A 14,436-nucleotide genomic window follows, 5' to 3' on the forward strand; every position below is an offset into this window, starting at 1 on the left:
AATGACACTACTTGTCATATTGACAATTGTTGTATGTGGGTGTCGATTTGATACATTTTGAGCAGTTTAGTGTACGTTATCAAGCCAGCCCGAGGGCTGGCCTTTGGGAGATAAACACGGCAGGCTTAGCGATAAAGCGAGGGATCGTCTTTATTGGGACGTGTTTTAAAGCGTCTGTGTAGCCACATATATTGCGCCGGACTGCACGAGATGATGGACTCTATGATGCGGTTACCGCGCTTGGCATCCTCGACCTCATTTTCGCCGGGGAAATCCTCAAGTGGCGGTTGGATCTCTATGGTGTAGCCCTTGTCATCTGGGTTGCGTACTACGATAAAAGGCATCACCTTGGCCTTACCCAGTTTAGCTAGGGTGGTGGCGCCCGTGATGGTTGCCGCATCTGGTACAGCGAAGAAGGGGATAAAGACGGCGCTGGAGCGACCAAAATCCTGATCGGCGGTATACCAGACCACATTTGGGTTTCTCAGGCTGCGCACCATCTGTCTGATATCTCGCTTGTGTACTAACCCCTTGTTAGAGCGCAGGCGTCCCTTGACCTGAAGGTATTCCATCAGTGGATTATTGTGGGGACGGTAGACCCCAACGCCTGGCTGAAATTGACCCAGGATGCGTGCCCCCATCTCAAGTGGTAGACAGTGCACCGCAAACAGGATCACCCCCTGACCGGCTGCCAGTGTGTTTTCGACATGTTCTCGCCCTTTTATCGTCATGTGGCGTTGAACTTTCTCATCATTCCACCACCAGGCATTGGCGATATCGAAAATAGCTTTGCCTGTTTCTTCAAAATTTTGCGTCAGCAGCTGTTCTTGTTCCGCCGGACTCATCTTGGGAAAGCAAAGCTCGATATTGCGTTTGGCAGTATTGACGCGGCTGCCTGCAAGTTTCATCGCCAGTCGACCTATGCCTTTTCCCAGTGTCATCTGTGCCCGCAAGGGAAGCAGCTGTGTCAGTCGCATCAGGGCAACCCCGAACCAGATTAACCAGTATTTTGGATGAAAAAATTGTGAGGAGAATTGTGCGTTTTCGACCACGGCTGACTCTACGGGGTTAACAAAAATTACTGCTTATTCTAACTCAATTTGTGTAGAAAATTAGGTATAATCAGGGATTAATTTTCGCAAAAAGATAAGTGCCATATGAAGATTTCTCTGCCTGCTTTTGAAAAAGCTAAAGTTCTGGTCGTCGGTGATGTGATGTTAGACAGATACTGGAGCGGCCCGACGGGGCGTATTTCGCCTGAGGCGCCAGTGCCCGTGGTAAGAGTGAATCAAATTGAAGACAGACCCGGTGGTGCGGCAAACGTTGCTTTGAATATCGCCACCTTAGGTGGTCAGGTGCGCCTTGCAGGCATAGTGGGCGAGGATGAAACAGCTACTGCACTGACGCAGGGGGTTGAGGCGCTAGGCGTTGTGCCTAAGTGGCACAGAGTGGCTCACCTACCAACCATCACTAAGCTCAGAGTGATGTCCCGTAATCAGCAGCTGATCCGTCTCGATTTTGAAGAGGCCTATCCGGCCGAGCAGAGTCAGGCGCTGCTGGCTGGTGTCGAAGCTGAACTCGACAGCGTAGCCGTGGTGGTGTTGTCCGACTACGCCAAGGGTGCTATCGATAAGCCTGAAGCCTTTATTGCCAAGGCGAAGGCGAAAGGGGTTAAGGTGTTGGTTGACCCTAAGGGGAGTGATTTTTCACGCTATCGCGGCGCCAGCCTGCTAACTCCTAACATGAGTGAGTTTGAGCAGGTGGTCGGTAAAGTTCAGGATGAAGCGGACCTGGTGGCAAAGGCCAAGCAATTGTTAGCCGATTTCGATTTTGAGGCGCTACTGGTGACGCGCTCGGAGAAAGGGATGACACTGATCACTAGAGATGCCCCCGAGCTGCATATTCCCACCGTTGCCCGAGAAGTTTATGACGTCACCGGCGCCGGTGACACGGTGATCTCGACCCTGGCCACCTCGTTAGCGGTAGACTGTGAGCTACCAGTCGCCTGTGCACTGGCCAACACAGCCGCAGGCATTGTGGTGGGTAAACTAGGTACCTCTACCGTGAGCCGCATCGAACTTATTGCCGCGCTGAATCTCAGTCATGGTGAGAGTGGTTATGGCGTCGTCAGTGAAGATCAATTGGCCTATGCCCTCGAAGAGGCAAAGCTTAAGGGCGAACGGGTGGTGATGACCAATGGCTGTTTCGACATTCTGCATGCCGGGCATGTGAGTTACTTGCAGCAGGCGAAAGCGCTAGGGGACAGGCTTATCGTGGCCGTTAACAGCGATGAATCGGTGAAGCGTCTTAAGGGCGATGGTCGCCCGGTTAATAAGTTGGAGCGCCGCATGGCGGTGCTGGCAGGACTCGCTTCGGTGGATTGGGTTGTGCCCTTTAGTGAAGATACACCGCAGCGCATCATCTCACGGCTATTGCCAAGCAAGCTGGTGAAGGGCGGCGACTATAATGTCGAAGATATCGCTGGTGGAAAAGAGGTGATTGCAGCCGGAGGCAGCGTTGAAGTTCTAGGCTTCGAAGACGGTGTCTCTACCACGGCCATCATAGAAAACATCATGGCTAAGCAGTGATCCTCGAGACGTTTCTGATTGCCAGTGCTTGGTTTTGGGCGCCAATGCCCTCTGGCCAGGCATTGGTGTGTCAAACGTCTCAGATAACCGACTGTCTGGCCGAGCTTCCGCCTAAGGCCAGAGCCCAACTGCCAGGCGATCCTCAACTCTTGCTAACGCAGATGGGGCGGCGCGGTGCCATGGTCAAACCCTTGTCGCATCCTCAAGTGACAGGTTTGGTATTGTTGGCCAAGGAGCGGATACCTAGCGCTTATTCGGCGCTCTGGAATGGTCAGGTCTATGTTTTGCCGATTGCTCAGGGCTATCAGATGACCTTGGCCCACGAGCTAGGACATTTGGCGGTGAGTCGTTCAAGCTCGGTTTACTTGCAAACTGATAAGCTGAGCCCCTATCAACACGAATGGTTGGCTGACTTTTATCTGCTTTGGTCTCTGGCCCGGGCTGGGCAGAGTGAGACGCTTGCCTGGCAGCAATACCATAGACGTAACTTAGAGGTATTTGAGAGTGTGACGGCCATTTCTCATTGGTCGCCACCTATGTTGTCGCAACTACTGGCGCGCTACACTTGGCAGGCGCTGGGGCAGTTTGACGATTTCGATAGCCTCATCGATGCCATTTACCCTGAGTTGGTCCAATATGAACAGCCGGAGCTCGACGAGTTTGCCAGTCTGATTCAACGTGTCTTTGGTGCGGGCACAATGCACAATTTACCGCAATATATGTTTTGGCGTCGGCCTAAGATGGGGGAGTTTATTCGCCCAACCATACGTCATATGATGGGCGAGCCTGCGGCGGAGCAGTGGTTGATTCAGCAGTCGATGCAAGGTGAGTAACTTATACCTGAGGCGATCAGATAAACGGCAAGCTTAAGCTGTCACAAGTTGGTCAGCAACAAGTTGGTTAGTAAAACGTTGAGCAGTAAAAAAGGAGCCTAGGGCTCCTTTTTCATTATTGCTTTCGAGGTGGACGTCGTTCACGCAAAACGATATCGGGATTAAAGTCGATATCTCCATCATCGTCTATGGTCGCGAGTTGATCTTCCTGCTTGGCGATGGCAGTACTCATTGTGGGTGTCTGTCTGACAAAGAGTAGCTGGTAGCCAAGTTTCGCTAAGGTGTAGAAGGCGAATCGCTGTGCCGTCGTCAACCTATCCCAATGTTCGTTAGCGTGAGCCTGAGAAACGCGTCTATCATCGAAAGATAGCAGTCCATTATTTAGCACTTGAGTTTGCATTTTCAAAGCCTCTTTAGGAAACGCTAACATGAGCATATGGTGATTATATAATCAGATGTGAACTCATTATGCAAGTGATTCACTTAGCCAAAACGCGGCCCCACAGCTTAAGTATAGTCGAAATGTTTAGATAACTTTCCATCTCACGGTGCAGGATTTTTAGCTGGAAAAGTAAACTGCTATCGAATCAATAAGATTTATCTAATTTTATTTTCTTTACCCAATAAAAAAGGCCGTCATGCGGCCTTTTTGACTCCTTGATACCTTAATCGGCTTCTTTAAGCGATTGAGTCAGATCCACAATCGCCTTCTTACCATCACCAAACAGCATGAGGGTGTTATCTTTGGCAAAGAGTGGGTTAGGTAGACCGGCAAAGCCTGGGCTCAGTGAGCGCTTAACTACGACCACAGTGCGCGCCTTATCGACATTGAGGATTGGCATGCCATAGATAGGGCTCCCCTTGTCTTCACGAGCCATAGGGTTGGTGACGTCGTTGGCTCCGATGACGATGGCGACATCTGTCTGCTCAAACTGAGGATTGATCTCATCCATCTCGATAAGTTGCTCGTAAGGTACTTCGGCTTCGGCTAGTAGCACGTTCATATGGCCGGGCATACGACCAGCCACTGGATGTATGGCATACAGCACCTGGGCACCGCGCGCTTCCAGTACAGAGGCCAGTTCACGCACCGCATGCTGGGCTTGTGCCATCGCCAGGCCATAGCCAGGAACGATCACCACACGCTCGGCGGTTTCAAGTAGCATGGCTACCTCTTCAGGCGAAGAGGAAGTAACCTTACCCGCATACACCTCATCGGCATCTACGGTTTCGCCGCCTTCGGCCATGACGCCAAAGAGTACGTTAAACAGTGAACGGTTCATCGCCTTACACATGATCTGCGTCAGGATGATCCCCGAGGCGCCAACTAAAGAGCCTGAGACGATCAGCACAGTGTTGCCTGTGATGAAACCTGTGGTGGCCGCCGCAATCCCCGAGTAGGAGTTAAGCAGTGCGATAACCACTGGCATATCGGCGCCGCCGATAGGCACCACTAGGAAGAGTCCTAATAGCAGTGAGACGGCTACCAGACCATAGATCAGTCCGGTATTCGTTGGCTCTAGCACTAGGCCAACGGCGAGTGCCAGCGCTGCGAGCAGCAAAGTGGCGTTGATGAACTTGTTGCCTGGAACCCGAATAGGGTTACCCGAAATAAGCTCCTGTAACTTAGCGAAAGCCACGAAAGAGCCCGACAGGGTCACAGAACCAATCAGTACCGTCAGGCCGATAGAGATCAGCGCTACAACATGGGTCGCCGAGCCAGGATCGAGGAAGCTCGCCAGGGCGATAAATAGCGAAGCACCGCCGCCGAAGCCGTTGAGTAGCGCCACCATCTGCGGCATGGCAGTGACCTGGATCTTGGTCGCCATCACGGCGCCTATAGAGCCACCCAGTAAGATACCGGCAATGATCCACTCATAACTTAAGATATTCTTGTCCAGCAGAGTAACGACAACGGCGATAAACATGCCGAGGGCCGACAGCTGGTTGCCGCGCACGGCGGTACGAGGCTTGGTCAGCCCCTTGATCCCTAAAATAAACAGACTCGCAGCCACAAGGTAGGCAAGATAGATAATCGTCATACTCATGTTGGCTTATTTCCTTTTAAACATGGCTAGCATACGGTTGGTGACCATGTAGCCACCGACGACGTTAATAGTGGCCAAGACCACAGCGATAAAGCCCAGCACATTGACCCAAACTCCCGCGCCAGAACCGGCTGACAGGAGCGCACCCACCAGGGAGATACCCGAGATGGCGTTAGAGCCTGACATGAGCGGGGTGTGCAGCGTAGGGGGGACCTTAGTGATCAGCTCAACCCCAAGAAAGACCGCCACCACAAACAGGGTGAGTAGTAATAAGATCTCCATTATTGAGCCTCCTCTGTTGCCGCCAGTGGCGGCAGTGCTAACAGGTCACGCAATCTGGCGTTAACCACTTCACCCTGATGGGCAACCACTGTGTCGCGCACAATCTCATCTTCGAAATCGAGCTGTAACTGCCCCTCATCATCGACAATGAGTTTGAGCAGATTTTCTATGTTGGTGCCATACATCTGGCTGGCGTGGGTCGCTGCGCTTCCCGGCACATTTGACGGGCCAAGAATGGTGACGCCGTTATGAATAACAGTTTCGTCCAGTTGGGTCAGTTCGCAGTTACCACCGGTTTCGGCCGCTAGATCGACGATGACTGTGCCTGGCTTCATGGCATCAACCATGGCCTCGGTGATCAACACAGGTGCCTTACGACCAGGAATAGCGGCGGTAGTGATAACGATATCTTGCTGGGCGAGCACATTGGCCATCGCCTGTTGCTGGCGCTTGATAAAGTCGTCGCTCTGCTCGGCCGCGTAACCCCCTTTGGTTTCGGTATTTTCGGTTTCCAGGTCCAGCTCTACTGGCTTAGCACCGACCGAGAGGATCTGTTCACGCGCCGCCGGGCGAATGTCATAGGCTTCCACCACGGCGCCAAGACGTTTGGCGGTGGCACAGGCCTGCAAGCCGGCAACCCCGACACCCATGATAAAGGCGCGTGCGGGCTTAAGTGTGCCTGCGGCTGTCATCATCATGGGGAACATGCGCGGCGCCTGATGGGCCGCAAGCAACACCGCCTTATAACCGGCGATGGTGGCCATGGAGGAGAGGATATCCATGCTTTGGGCGCGAGTGATTCTGGGAACCAGTTCCAATGCCAGAGCGCTGGTGCCTGTTTCGGCCAGCGTAGCGGCATTTTCGGGGTGCGTCAGGGGATCCATCATGCCGATAAACAGCTGCTCAGGCTTTGCCTTTGCCTTGATCTCATCGAATTGCTCGCCCTTTAGGTTGACCAGGGTGATGATATCGGCACCGAGGGCCTCCGCTCTATCGGTGATGCTAGCACCCGCTTCTTGATATTCCTGATCGCTGAATCCTGCAGCGAGTCCGGCTCCGCTTTCCACGAGAATTTGGAGGTTTTTTTTGATTAACCGAGTCACATTTGCCGGGATCAACGCAACGCGTTTTTCGTCGGCATGGCTCTCTTTAGGTAGACCTAGTTTCACTGAGAAACCTCTATAGTTGGGGACAGACGTCGTTATGAATTATTGGCTCGCTATTGTGGCGAGTCTGAATTTAGACACAAGCGCGAATTATTCATAATCAGCGCTCATGCACTGGTCGGAGCAAAAAGTTTGCGCTAGTCCACAAAATTTCATTTCAAATTCTGTGGTTAAGGGCACACCTTAAGCAAATATCGCTCACCACTCTCACTTTTGTAGCTCAAATTATAACCTTTGCATATTCCAAAAACGAATTAAAAATTAGATTTTATTCTTTTTTGCTTTTCTATTAAGCCACTAAGCTAGGTTCATTACACTGTTATAGGGCCGTCTTCCATGCTGTTAAAAGAGCTTCAATCATTGGCTTCTCCTCTATCTGCGACGCAGGTGGATAAGCTTAAGCAACTCACCGCTGAACTAAATGCCGTACAACTCGCCTGGGTGGGTGGCTATCTTGCGGCAACCGCAGAGTTAAGCGGTAATGCCCCTGCTGCACAGCAAGAAAGTGAGCAGACCATTACCATTTTATACGGCAGTCAGACGGGGAACGGTCGAGGTGTTGCCACTGCGCTGGCCGAGAAGGCTCAGGCTCAAGGTTATGCGGTCAACCTGGCTTCGATGGCCGATTACAAGGTGCGTCAGCTTAAACAGGAAACCCTATTACTCGCCGTGGTCAGTACCCATGGTGAAGGTGAGGCGCCGGATGATGCTATCGAGCTGCATAAGTTTTTGGCCTCTAAGCGCGCACCTAAGTTAGATAACCTGCACTACTCAGTATTGGCTCTTGGCGATTCCAGCTACGAGTTTTTCTGCCAAACGGGTAAAGATTTCGATCAGCGCCTCAGTGCCTTGGGTGCCAAGGCGATCGTGCCGCTCACCGAGTGTGATGTTGACTATGAGTCGGCGGCAGAAAAGTGGCAGGAACAAGTGTTAACTGAGGTTAAACCATTTGTTTCAACTGGTGCCAGTGTGGTCTCTATTGGCAATGTCACTAGCGTGGCCAGCTCAAGTTACAGCAAGCAGAAACCCTACAGTGCCGAGCTACTGGCGAGCCAGAAGCTAACGGGACGCGACTCGGATCGTGATGTGCGCCATGTGGAGATAGATCTGGGTGAGTCTGGCCTTAACTATCAGGTGGGCGATGCCCTTGGGGTCTGGTTTAGCAACAGCGACGCACTAGTGACTGAGATAATCCAGGGCTTGTCACTGGATGGCGAGACTGAGGTCACTCTGGGTGAAGAGACGTTAAGTTTGGCTCAGGCGCTGAAAGAGAAGCGCGAGCTGACCCAGCTTTATCCTGGTTTGGTACAAAACTGGGCCCAGTTAAGCGGTAACAGCGATCTGCAGGCGATCAGCGAAGACAGAGAGCAGACCCGCCAGTTTGTGCTGAATCATCAGCTGGCAGACTTGGTGGCCAAGTATCCTGTGGATATCACCGCCTTCCAACTGGTTGAGCTGCTGCGTCCTATCACCCCAAGACTCTACTCGATCGCCTCTAGCCAGTCTGAGGTGGAGAGCGAGGTGCACCTAACGGTTGCCTTGGTGGCAGATGAGCGCGACTCAGGCACTCGTTTTGGCGGCGCATCCCACTTTTTAGCAAGTGCCGAAGAGGGTTGCGAGGTGAAGGTTTATGTTGAGCCAAACAACCACTTCCGTCTGCCGGAAAACACAGATACGCCAGTGGTCATGATAGGCCCAGGTACAGGTGTCGCGCCGTTTCGTGCCTTCATGCAGGAGCGCGCTGCCCAAGGTGCCCAGGGGGATAGCTGGCTCTTCTTTGGTAATCCGCACTTCGAACAGGATTTCCTCTATCAGACTGAGTGGCAGCAGTACCTTAAAGAGGGTGTGCTGACCCGTCTAGATTCGGCCTTCTCACGGGATCAGGAGCACAAGATCTATGTGCAACACCGCATCAAAGAGCGCGGTGCAGAGCTGTGGCAGTGGATAGAGCGCGGCGCGCATCTCTATATCTGTGGTGACGCCGAGCGTATGGCCAAAGATGTTCACCAGGCGCTGGTAGAAGTGATAGGCGAGCATGGTGGTAAGAGCGCCGAGGAGGCCGAGGCCTTGCTCGAGACGCTGCGCAGCGAGAAACGTTACCAGAAAGACGTTTATTAATTGAGACAGGCGCCTATGGCGCCAACAGATTCATTTGCATGGGCCATGCCGGTGCAATCAATAGGATAAGGCAGTAGCCATGAGCGATCAGAAATTATCAGTAAACGAGTATCTTAAGACCGACAGTAACTACCTGCGTGGCACTATCGAAGAGGGGTTAGATACCTCGCTGACCGGTGCCTTCAACGACGCAGATCAGCAGCTGATCAAGTTCCACGGTTTCTATCAGCAGGACGATCGCGATCTGCGTAACGAGCGTAAAGAGCAGAAGCTGGAGCCTCTCTATAGCTTTATGCTGCGTGCCCGAGTGGCCGGTGGTGTCTGTACGCCTAAGCAGTGGTTAGGGGTGGACAAGATTGCCTCGACCCTGACCAGCTCAAACAGTATTCGTCTGACAACCCGTCAGACCTTTCAGTATCACGGTATTCCTAAGCGTAACCTTAAGACGCTGATCCAAGATCTGGACAGAGAAGCGCTGGACTCTATCGCCGCCTGTGGCGACGTGAACCGTAACGTGATGTGTAACCCTAACCCGGTAGAGTCTAAGCTGCATCAGCAGGCCTACTACTGGGCCAAGAAGCTGTCGGACAACTACCTGCCGCGCACCAAGGCCTACGCCGAGATCTGGCTGGGTGACGACAAGGTGGCAGTGAGCGAGAGCGAAGAGGTAGAGCCTGTCTATGGCAAGACCTATCTGCCGCGTAAGTTCAAGATGGCTGTGGCTGTGCCGCCGGATAACGATGTAGATGTCTACACCAACGACCTAGGCTTCATCGCCGTGGCCGAAGACGGTGAGTTGGTCGGTTTTAATATGGTGGCTGGCGGCGGCATGGGCTCGACCCATGGCGAAGTCGCTACCTTCCCGCGTCTGGGTGATGACTTTGGTTTCATCAAGGCCGAAGACTGCCTTAAATTTGCCGAGGCCGTGCTTAAGGTGCAGCGTGATTGGGGTAACCGCTCGGATCGTAAACAGTCGCGTCTTAAGTACACCATAGTGAAACACGGTTTTGAGGCCTTTAAGGCAGAAGTAGAGCTGCGCGCCGGGGTAAAATTTGAGCCTAAGCGTGAGGTGGTGATCGGCGATCGCGGCGATCGTTACGGCTGGATCAAGGGCGTGGATAATCAGTGGCATCTGACTCTGTTTATCGAGGGTGGCCGTATTAAAGATCTGCCTGGACAGCCACTGCAAACCGGCCTGCGTGAAATCGCTTTGGTACATAAAGGTGATTTCCGCATGACAGCTAACCAGAACATCATCATCGCCGGTGTGGCGGAAGAAGATAAGGCGCAGATAGAGGCGATTGCTCGCAGTCATGGCCTGATGGGGACGTTGATCAGCCCAACCCGCGGTCACTCTATTGCCTGTGTTGCGCTGCCGACCTGTGCTTTGGCGATGGCTGAGGCTGAGCGTTACTTCCCGGACTTCATGACTAAGGTCGAGGCGCTGCAGGAGAAGCATGGTTTCCTGGAGCAGCCGATAGTGATCCGTATGACAGGTTGCCCTAATGGCTGTGCGCGTCCATTTGCCGCCGAGATAGGCCTGGTGGGTAAGGCGCCGGGTCGCTACAACCTCTATCTGGGCGCGAGTTTCGAGGGGACACGCCTGAACAAACTCTATCGCGAGAACATTCAGGAAGCCGAGATTCTGGCGGCGCTGGATGAACTGTTTGCCCGCTACGTCAAAGAGCGTGAAGCTGGCGAAACCTTTGGTAACTTCACCGTGCGTGTCGGCGTGGTGAAGGCGGTAATCGATGCCGCTAAGGATTTCCATGGATAATTCAGTGATCTCTGCCCAGGCGCTACAAGCATTACTGAGCGCGCCTAAGGCAGAGCAGGATGCAGAGCTGGCTCGAGTCAACGCCTTCCTGGCGGGACTCACGCCTGCCGAGCGGGTGATCTGGGGCTTGGCTTATTTGCCGGGCACCCATGCGCTGTCGTCGAGCTTTGGTATTCAGGGCGCCGTGATGCTGCATCTGGTCACTCAGGTGCAGCAGGATATCCCGGTGATCCTGACGGACACTGGCTATCTGTTTCCGGAGACCTATCAGTTTATCGATGAGCTGACCGAGCGACTCAAGCTCAATCTTAAGGTGTATCGCGCGCCTATGACCAGCGCCTGGCAGGAAGCCCGTTTCGGTCGCCTGTGGGAGCAGGGGCTCGATGGCCTGGAGCAGTACAATCGCCTTAACAAGGTAAATCCAATGCAAACTGCGCTCAAGGAGTTGGGCGTCGGGACCTGGTTTGCCGGCCTTCGCCGCGCGCAGTCTAGTACGCGTGAGGAACTGCCGATACTGGCGATCCATGGCGATCGATACAAGCTGCTGCCGATTCTGGAGTGGAGCAACAAGGATGTGCATGAGTATCTCACCAAGCACGATTTGCCCTATCATCCCCTGTGGGAGCAAGGCTATGTGTCGGTGGGCGATACCCATTCCAGCCGCCCGCTGGAATTGGGCATGACGGAGGAGGAGACTCGCTTCAACGGTCTCAAGCGTGAGTGTGGTCTGCACTACGAAATTTGACGCAGATGGTAAATTTAATGACTGATAGTCGTATGATTTATTAATACTTTATTTTGATTTGTGCACTTTTTTTGCACAGGCTTATGCACAGATTTTTATTTTGATCTATAGTTGTAAGTTCCCGTAGATGGTTTTGAATTGTTGTCTGTATCGGATCTGATTTGGATCCAGTCGCTTTATCTTCCTCTTTGAAGCGACAGACAGAGCCGCCGACAGCTCGAAACCCAACTCGCTTAGCGAGAGCTAGATGTTTGATTGGTCTGCTGGCGCATGCTAATTAATAGCCATAGGCCCTGGATAGTCCGCTGCGGCTATCCAGGGATATCCCTGCTAATCTTATTTCCCTTTTTATTCATCTATATAGTAATATCGACGCCATTCTTTTTTTATAGCAATCAAATTAAGTCAGTGATCTGAAATAGCGTTTTAACCAGCTAAAATGATCAGCTATTTAATACGATTTGGTATTACGTGCTTGCCAGCTTGGGATTGGCCTGACTGTCCGCACGAATTAACAGGGAGTTTACTGAATGAAGAAGGCATTAGTGGCGGCGGCCATCGTCGCCATAGGCGCGGGTGGCTACTGGGCGATGCAACAGGCGCCTAAGTCCGTGGACAATCAGGTATTGGCCTATGTGCCTGCCGATACACCGCTATTTTCCGCACAGTTTGAGCCTTTTCCGATAAAGGATTATATCGATGCCCTTCCTGAGGCGCAGAAGCAATACCCCAAAGAGATCAAGACCCTGCTATCTGAGGAAGACGATCCCAGAGCACAGTTTTTCTTTAGGGTGTTAGAGCGCTATTTTGATGCCTCTCAGAGTGGTCAGCAGCTGATCGATACCTTCGGTCTGCCGGAGAAGCTCACTAGCTACTTCTATACCTTAGGTGTGATGCCTGTGGTCAAGTTAGATGTCGCCAGCCCAGATCGTGTATGGGCTGTGTTGGATAGGGCCGAGGCCGATAGCGGCATGACCCATGATGCGAAACAGATTGGTGAGGTTAAATACCGTAGCTATCGTCTTACCGACGAAGGGGAAAGCGAGCGTGTCGATCTGATCGTTGCCATCGACAAGGGCATGCTTACTCTGACACTGGATACCAGCTTCCTTGAGCCTGAACTGCTTGAAATTGCCCTTGGGATCAAGCCGGTTGAGCAGTCGCTTGCTAAGGCGGGCACTGTGGATGCGATCATTAACAAGCACGGCTTTAGCAAAGCCGGTATCAGCTACTTCAATCACGAGGAGATCGTTAAGGCGATCACCACCTCTGATGGCAACCAGATGGCGCGCCAGCTGACGAAGATCTTCGCGCTGATCAAAGATGACCCCTTTGGCGAATTGCGCTCTCAAGCCTGTCATCGCGAGCTGAGTGGCATTGCGGCCAACTGGCCGAAAACCGTCATTGGCTACACGGATTTTGAGGTGAAGAACAAGCAGGCCAAGCTAGGCTTTAGCACGGTTATCGAGAGCAATAACCAGGTGATCCTAGGTGCCTTGCAGCAGATGCGTGGCTTTATCCCGGCCCATACCCAGAAGATTGACAGTGGCGTGTTTTCCATGGCGCTTGGCATAGATGTCAATCAGTTCGTGCCGAGCGTTTCTAAGATCTGGGACGATCTACTTACCCCTAGTTATCAGTGTGAACCGCTGGCACAACTGCAAAGTGAGATGGAAGGTCAAAGCCCGGCAATGCTCGGCATGTTTACAGGTATGGCCAACGGTGTGAAAGGGGTGTCAGTCTCCCTGCTCGATTACGCCTTGGAAAATGATACTCAGCAGATCGCTTTAAAGAGTCTGGATGCTGTCGCAACCCTGTCGGCGGATGATCCGGCGACCCTGTTTAACATGGTTAAACCCTTTGCGCCTGAATTGGCGAATGTCAGTCTGCCAAGTGATGGCAGTGCAATTGATCTTGCGGCCGCATTGCACCTACCGCCTTCATTAGGGGTTAGCGCTAAGATGGCGCTCAAGGGTCAGCATCTGGTGATCTACACGGGTGACAAGAGTGAGGCGATTGCCGATAAACTTGCTGGTGAGAAGCCTGTCGCCAACGGTTTGATGTCGCTGTCGGCAGACTATGCCAAGCTGTTTACGCCAGCCATGAACCTGATGGCCATGAGCGGTGAACCTATCCCCGAAGAGCTTGAGGCACTAAAGGATTATCGCACCAAGTTACAGCTAGGTATGGACATTAATGATAAGGGGATCGTTTTCGATACCCTGATGCAAACACGTAACGATTAATATCTAGCCTGGTATTAAAAAGCCCCGAGACCTATGTGGCTCTCGGGGCTTTTTTATTGGGAGGAAAATATCCTTGAGTTACTCAGCCTTGGCGATGCCTAAGGCATTCAAGTTGGCGGCAATATCTTCGGCGGCCGTCTCGGGATTAATGTCTTCGTCGATTTTCAATATAGTGCCATCTTCACCTATGTAGAAGGTGACCCGGCTTGCCACTCTGACCAGATTGAGTACATCGTAGGCCTTGGCGGTTTCCTTAGTGGGATCGCTCAGCATAGGAAAATCGGCCTTCTGCTCCTCGGCAAATTTTTGGTTATCTTCGAGATCATCGACACTGGCCATCATGTAGACGGCCTTGTACTCGCGAATAAGATGACCTTTTTGCACTAAAGACTTGCACTCTAAGGTGCAGCCTCGCGTGTTAGCCATGGGATACCAGGCAAGTACTAAGGTCTGTTTACCCAGGTAGTCGCTGAGCTGATAATAATGACCGTCTGTGGCCTGCAGTTTGAAATTCGGTGCCTTGTCGCCCACCTTCAGATCTGTGGCACTGGCTTGTAGCGACATTAAGAGTCCCAGGCTCAGGCCAAAGAGGAGTTTGCTGATTAGCTTATTCATAGTTTTTCCTTTCTTCTG

At 52.4% G+C, this 14,436-nt stretch carries 12 protein-coding genes; 6 read left to right on the plus strand and 6 right to left on the minus strand.

Going from position 1 to position 14,436, the window contains the following annotated elements; translation table 11 throughout:
• Positions 1 to 125 precede the first annotated feature (125 nt).
• On the minus strand, positions 126 to 1,052 hold the full coding sequence (locus L2712_RS08360; RefSeq protein WP_248977483.1) for an LpxL/LpxP family Kdo(2)-lipid IV(A) lauroyl/palmitoleoyl acyltransferase: 927 nt from the start codon (positions 1,050 to 1,052) through the stop codon (positions 126 to 128).
• Positions 1,053 to 1,157: 105 nt separating this feature from the next.
• Here L2712_RS08360 and hldE point away from each other — a divergent pair, with 105 nt between their 5' ends.
• Both hldE and L2712_RS08370 read left to right on the plus strand, forming a co-directional pair.
• The gene (gene hldE, locus L2712_RS08365) at positions 1,158 to 2,588 is read left to right on the plus strand and encodes a bifunctional D-glycero-beta-D-manno-heptose-7-phosphate kinase/D-glycero-beta-D-manno-heptose 1-phosphate adenylyltransferase HldE (RefSeq protein ID WP_248977484.1); all 1,431 of its coding nucleotides are present in this window, start codon (positions 1,158 to 1,160) and stop codon (positions 2,586 to 2,588) included.
• Complete coding sequence (locus L2712_RS08370) at positions 2,585 to 3,421, plus strand: hypothetical protein (RefSeq protein WP_248977485.1); 837 nt, start codon at positions 2,585 to 2,587, stop codon at positions 3,419 to 3,421. The genes hldE and L2712_RS08370 overlap by 4 nt, the downstream gene beginning before the upstream one ends.
• Positions 3,422 to 3,536: 115 nt before the next feature.
• Here the strand turns inward: L2712_RS08370 and L2712_RS08375 are convergent, their stop codons facing one another.
• The 4 genes from L2712_RS08375 to L2712_RS08390 all read right to left on the minus strand — a co-directional run bounded on the left by L2712_RS08375 (position 3,537) and on the right by L2712_RS08390 (position 6,920).
• Positions 3,537 to 3,821, minus strand: coding sequence for a hypothetical protein (locus L2712_RS08375; RefSeq protein WP_052125547.1), 285 nt, complete (start codon positions 3,819 to 3,821; stop codon positions 3,537 to 3,539).
• Between the two features lie 265 nt (positions 3,822 to 4,086).
• A complete protein-coding gene (locus tag L2712_RS08380; protein ID WP_033538661.1) occupies positions 4,087 to 5,469 on the minus strand; it encodes an NAD(P)(+) transhydrogenase (Re/Si-specific) subunit beta in 1,383 nt (460 codons plus the stop codon).
• A 6-nt stretch (positions 5,470 to 5,475) separates the two neighbouring features.
• Complete coding sequence (locus L2712_RS08385; protein WP_248977486.1) at positions 5,476 to 5,751, minus strand: NAD(P) transhydrogenase subunit alpha part 2; 276 nt, start codon at positions 5,749 to 5,751, stop codon at positions 5,476 to 5,478.
• Positions 5,751 to 6,920, minus strand: a complete 1,170-nt coding sequence (locus tag L2712_RS08390) for a Re/Si-specific NAD(P)(+) transhydrogenase subunit alpha (protein ID WP_088903833.1) — start codon at positions 6,918 to 6,920, stop codon at positions 5,751 to 5,753. Before L2712_RS08390 ends, L2712_RS08385 begins: the two co-directional genes overlap by 1 nt.
• A 333-nt stretch (positions 6,921 to 7,253) precedes the next feature.
• On the opposite strand from L2712_RS08390, the gene L2712_RS08395 reads away from it, so the two are divergent.
• The 4 genes from L2712_RS08395 (at position 7,254) to L2712_RS08410 (ending at position 13,803) form a co-directional block, all read left to right on the plus strand.
• Positions 7,254 to 9,035: an assimilatory sulfite reductase (NADPH) flavoprotein subunit gene (locus L2712_RS08395; protein ID WP_248977487.1), complete on the plus strand. Its 1,782-nt coding sequence runs from the start codon at positions 7,254 to 7,256 to the stop codon at positions 9,033 to 9,035.
• 79 nt (positions 9,036 to 9,114) lie between these two features.
• Positions 9,115 to 10,812 (plus strand): assimilatory sulfite reductase (NADPH) hemoprotein subunit, encoded by a 1,698-nt coding sequence (gene cysI, locus L2712_RS08400; RefSeq protein WP_248977488.1) that lies wholly within the window; start codon positions 9,115 to 9,117, stop codon positions 10,810 to 10,812.
• Entirely contained in the window at positions 10,805 to 11,557 is a 753-nt protein-coding gene (locus tag L2712_RS08405) for a phosphoadenylyl-sulfate reductase (RefSeq protein WP_232479494.1), read from the plus strand. The genes cysI and L2712_RS08405 overlap by 8 nt, the downstream gene beginning before the upstream one ends.
• 530 nt (positions 11,558 to 12,087) lie before the next feature.
• Entirely contained in the window at positions 12,088 to 13,803 is a 1,716-nt protein-coding gene (locus tag L2712_RS08410) for a hypothetical protein (protein ID WP_248977489.1), read from the plus strand.
• 78 nt (positions 13,804 to 13,881) lie between these two features.
• On the opposite strand, the gene L2712_RS08415 is transcribed toward L2712_RS08410, so the two are convergent.
• Complete coding sequence (locus L2712_RS08415) at positions 13,882 to 14,418, minus strand: peroxiredoxin family protein (protein WP_033539868.1); 537 nt, start codon at positions 14,416 to 14,418, stop codon at positions 13,882 to 13,884.
• Positions 14,419 to 14,436 lie beyond the last annotated feature (18 nt).

It is taken from the genome of Shewanella marisflavi (assembly GCF_023283925.1).
In the GTDB taxonomy this organism is placed as follows: domain Bacteria; phylum Pseudomonadota; class Gammaproteobacteria; order Enterobacterales; family Shewanellaceae; genus Shewanella; species Shewanella marisflavi.

Coding starts and splice junctions, on each gene's coding strand:
- L2712_RS08405 (WP_232479494.1), top strand. CDS start 10,805: ATGGATAATTCAGTGATCTCTGCCCAGGCGCTACAAGCATTACTGAGC.
- L2712_RS08415 (WP_033539868.1), bottom strand. CDS start 14,418: ATGAATAAGCTAATCAGCAAACTCCTCTTTGGCCTGAGCCTGGGACTC.
- L2712_RS08385 (WP_248977486.1), bottom strand. CDS start 5,751: ATGGAGATCTTATTACTACTCACCCTGTTTGTGGTGGCGGTCTTTCTT.
- L2712_RS08375 (WP_052125547.1), bottom strand. CDS start 3,821: ATGCAAACTCAAGTGCTAAATAATGGACTGCTATCTTTCGATGATAGA.
- hldE (WP_248977484.1), top strand. CDS start 1,158: ATGAAGATTTCTCTGCCTGCTTTTGAAAAAGCTAAAGTTCTGGTCGTC.
- L2712_RS08410 (WP_248977489.1), top strand. CDS start 12,088: ATGAAGAAGGCATTAGTGGCGGCGGCCATCGTCGCCATAGGCGCGGGT.
- L2712_RS08395 (WP_248977487.1), top strand. CDS start 7,254: ATGCTGTTAAAAGAGCTTCAATCATTGGCTTCTCCTCTATCTGCGACG.
- L2712_RS08380 (WP_033538661.1), bottom strand. CDS start 5,469: ATGAGTATGACGATTATCTATCTTGCCTACCTTGTGGCTGCGAGTCTG.
- cysI (WP_248977488.1), top strand. CDS start 9,115: ATGAGCGATCAGAAATTATCAGTAAACGAGTATCTTAAGACCGACAGT.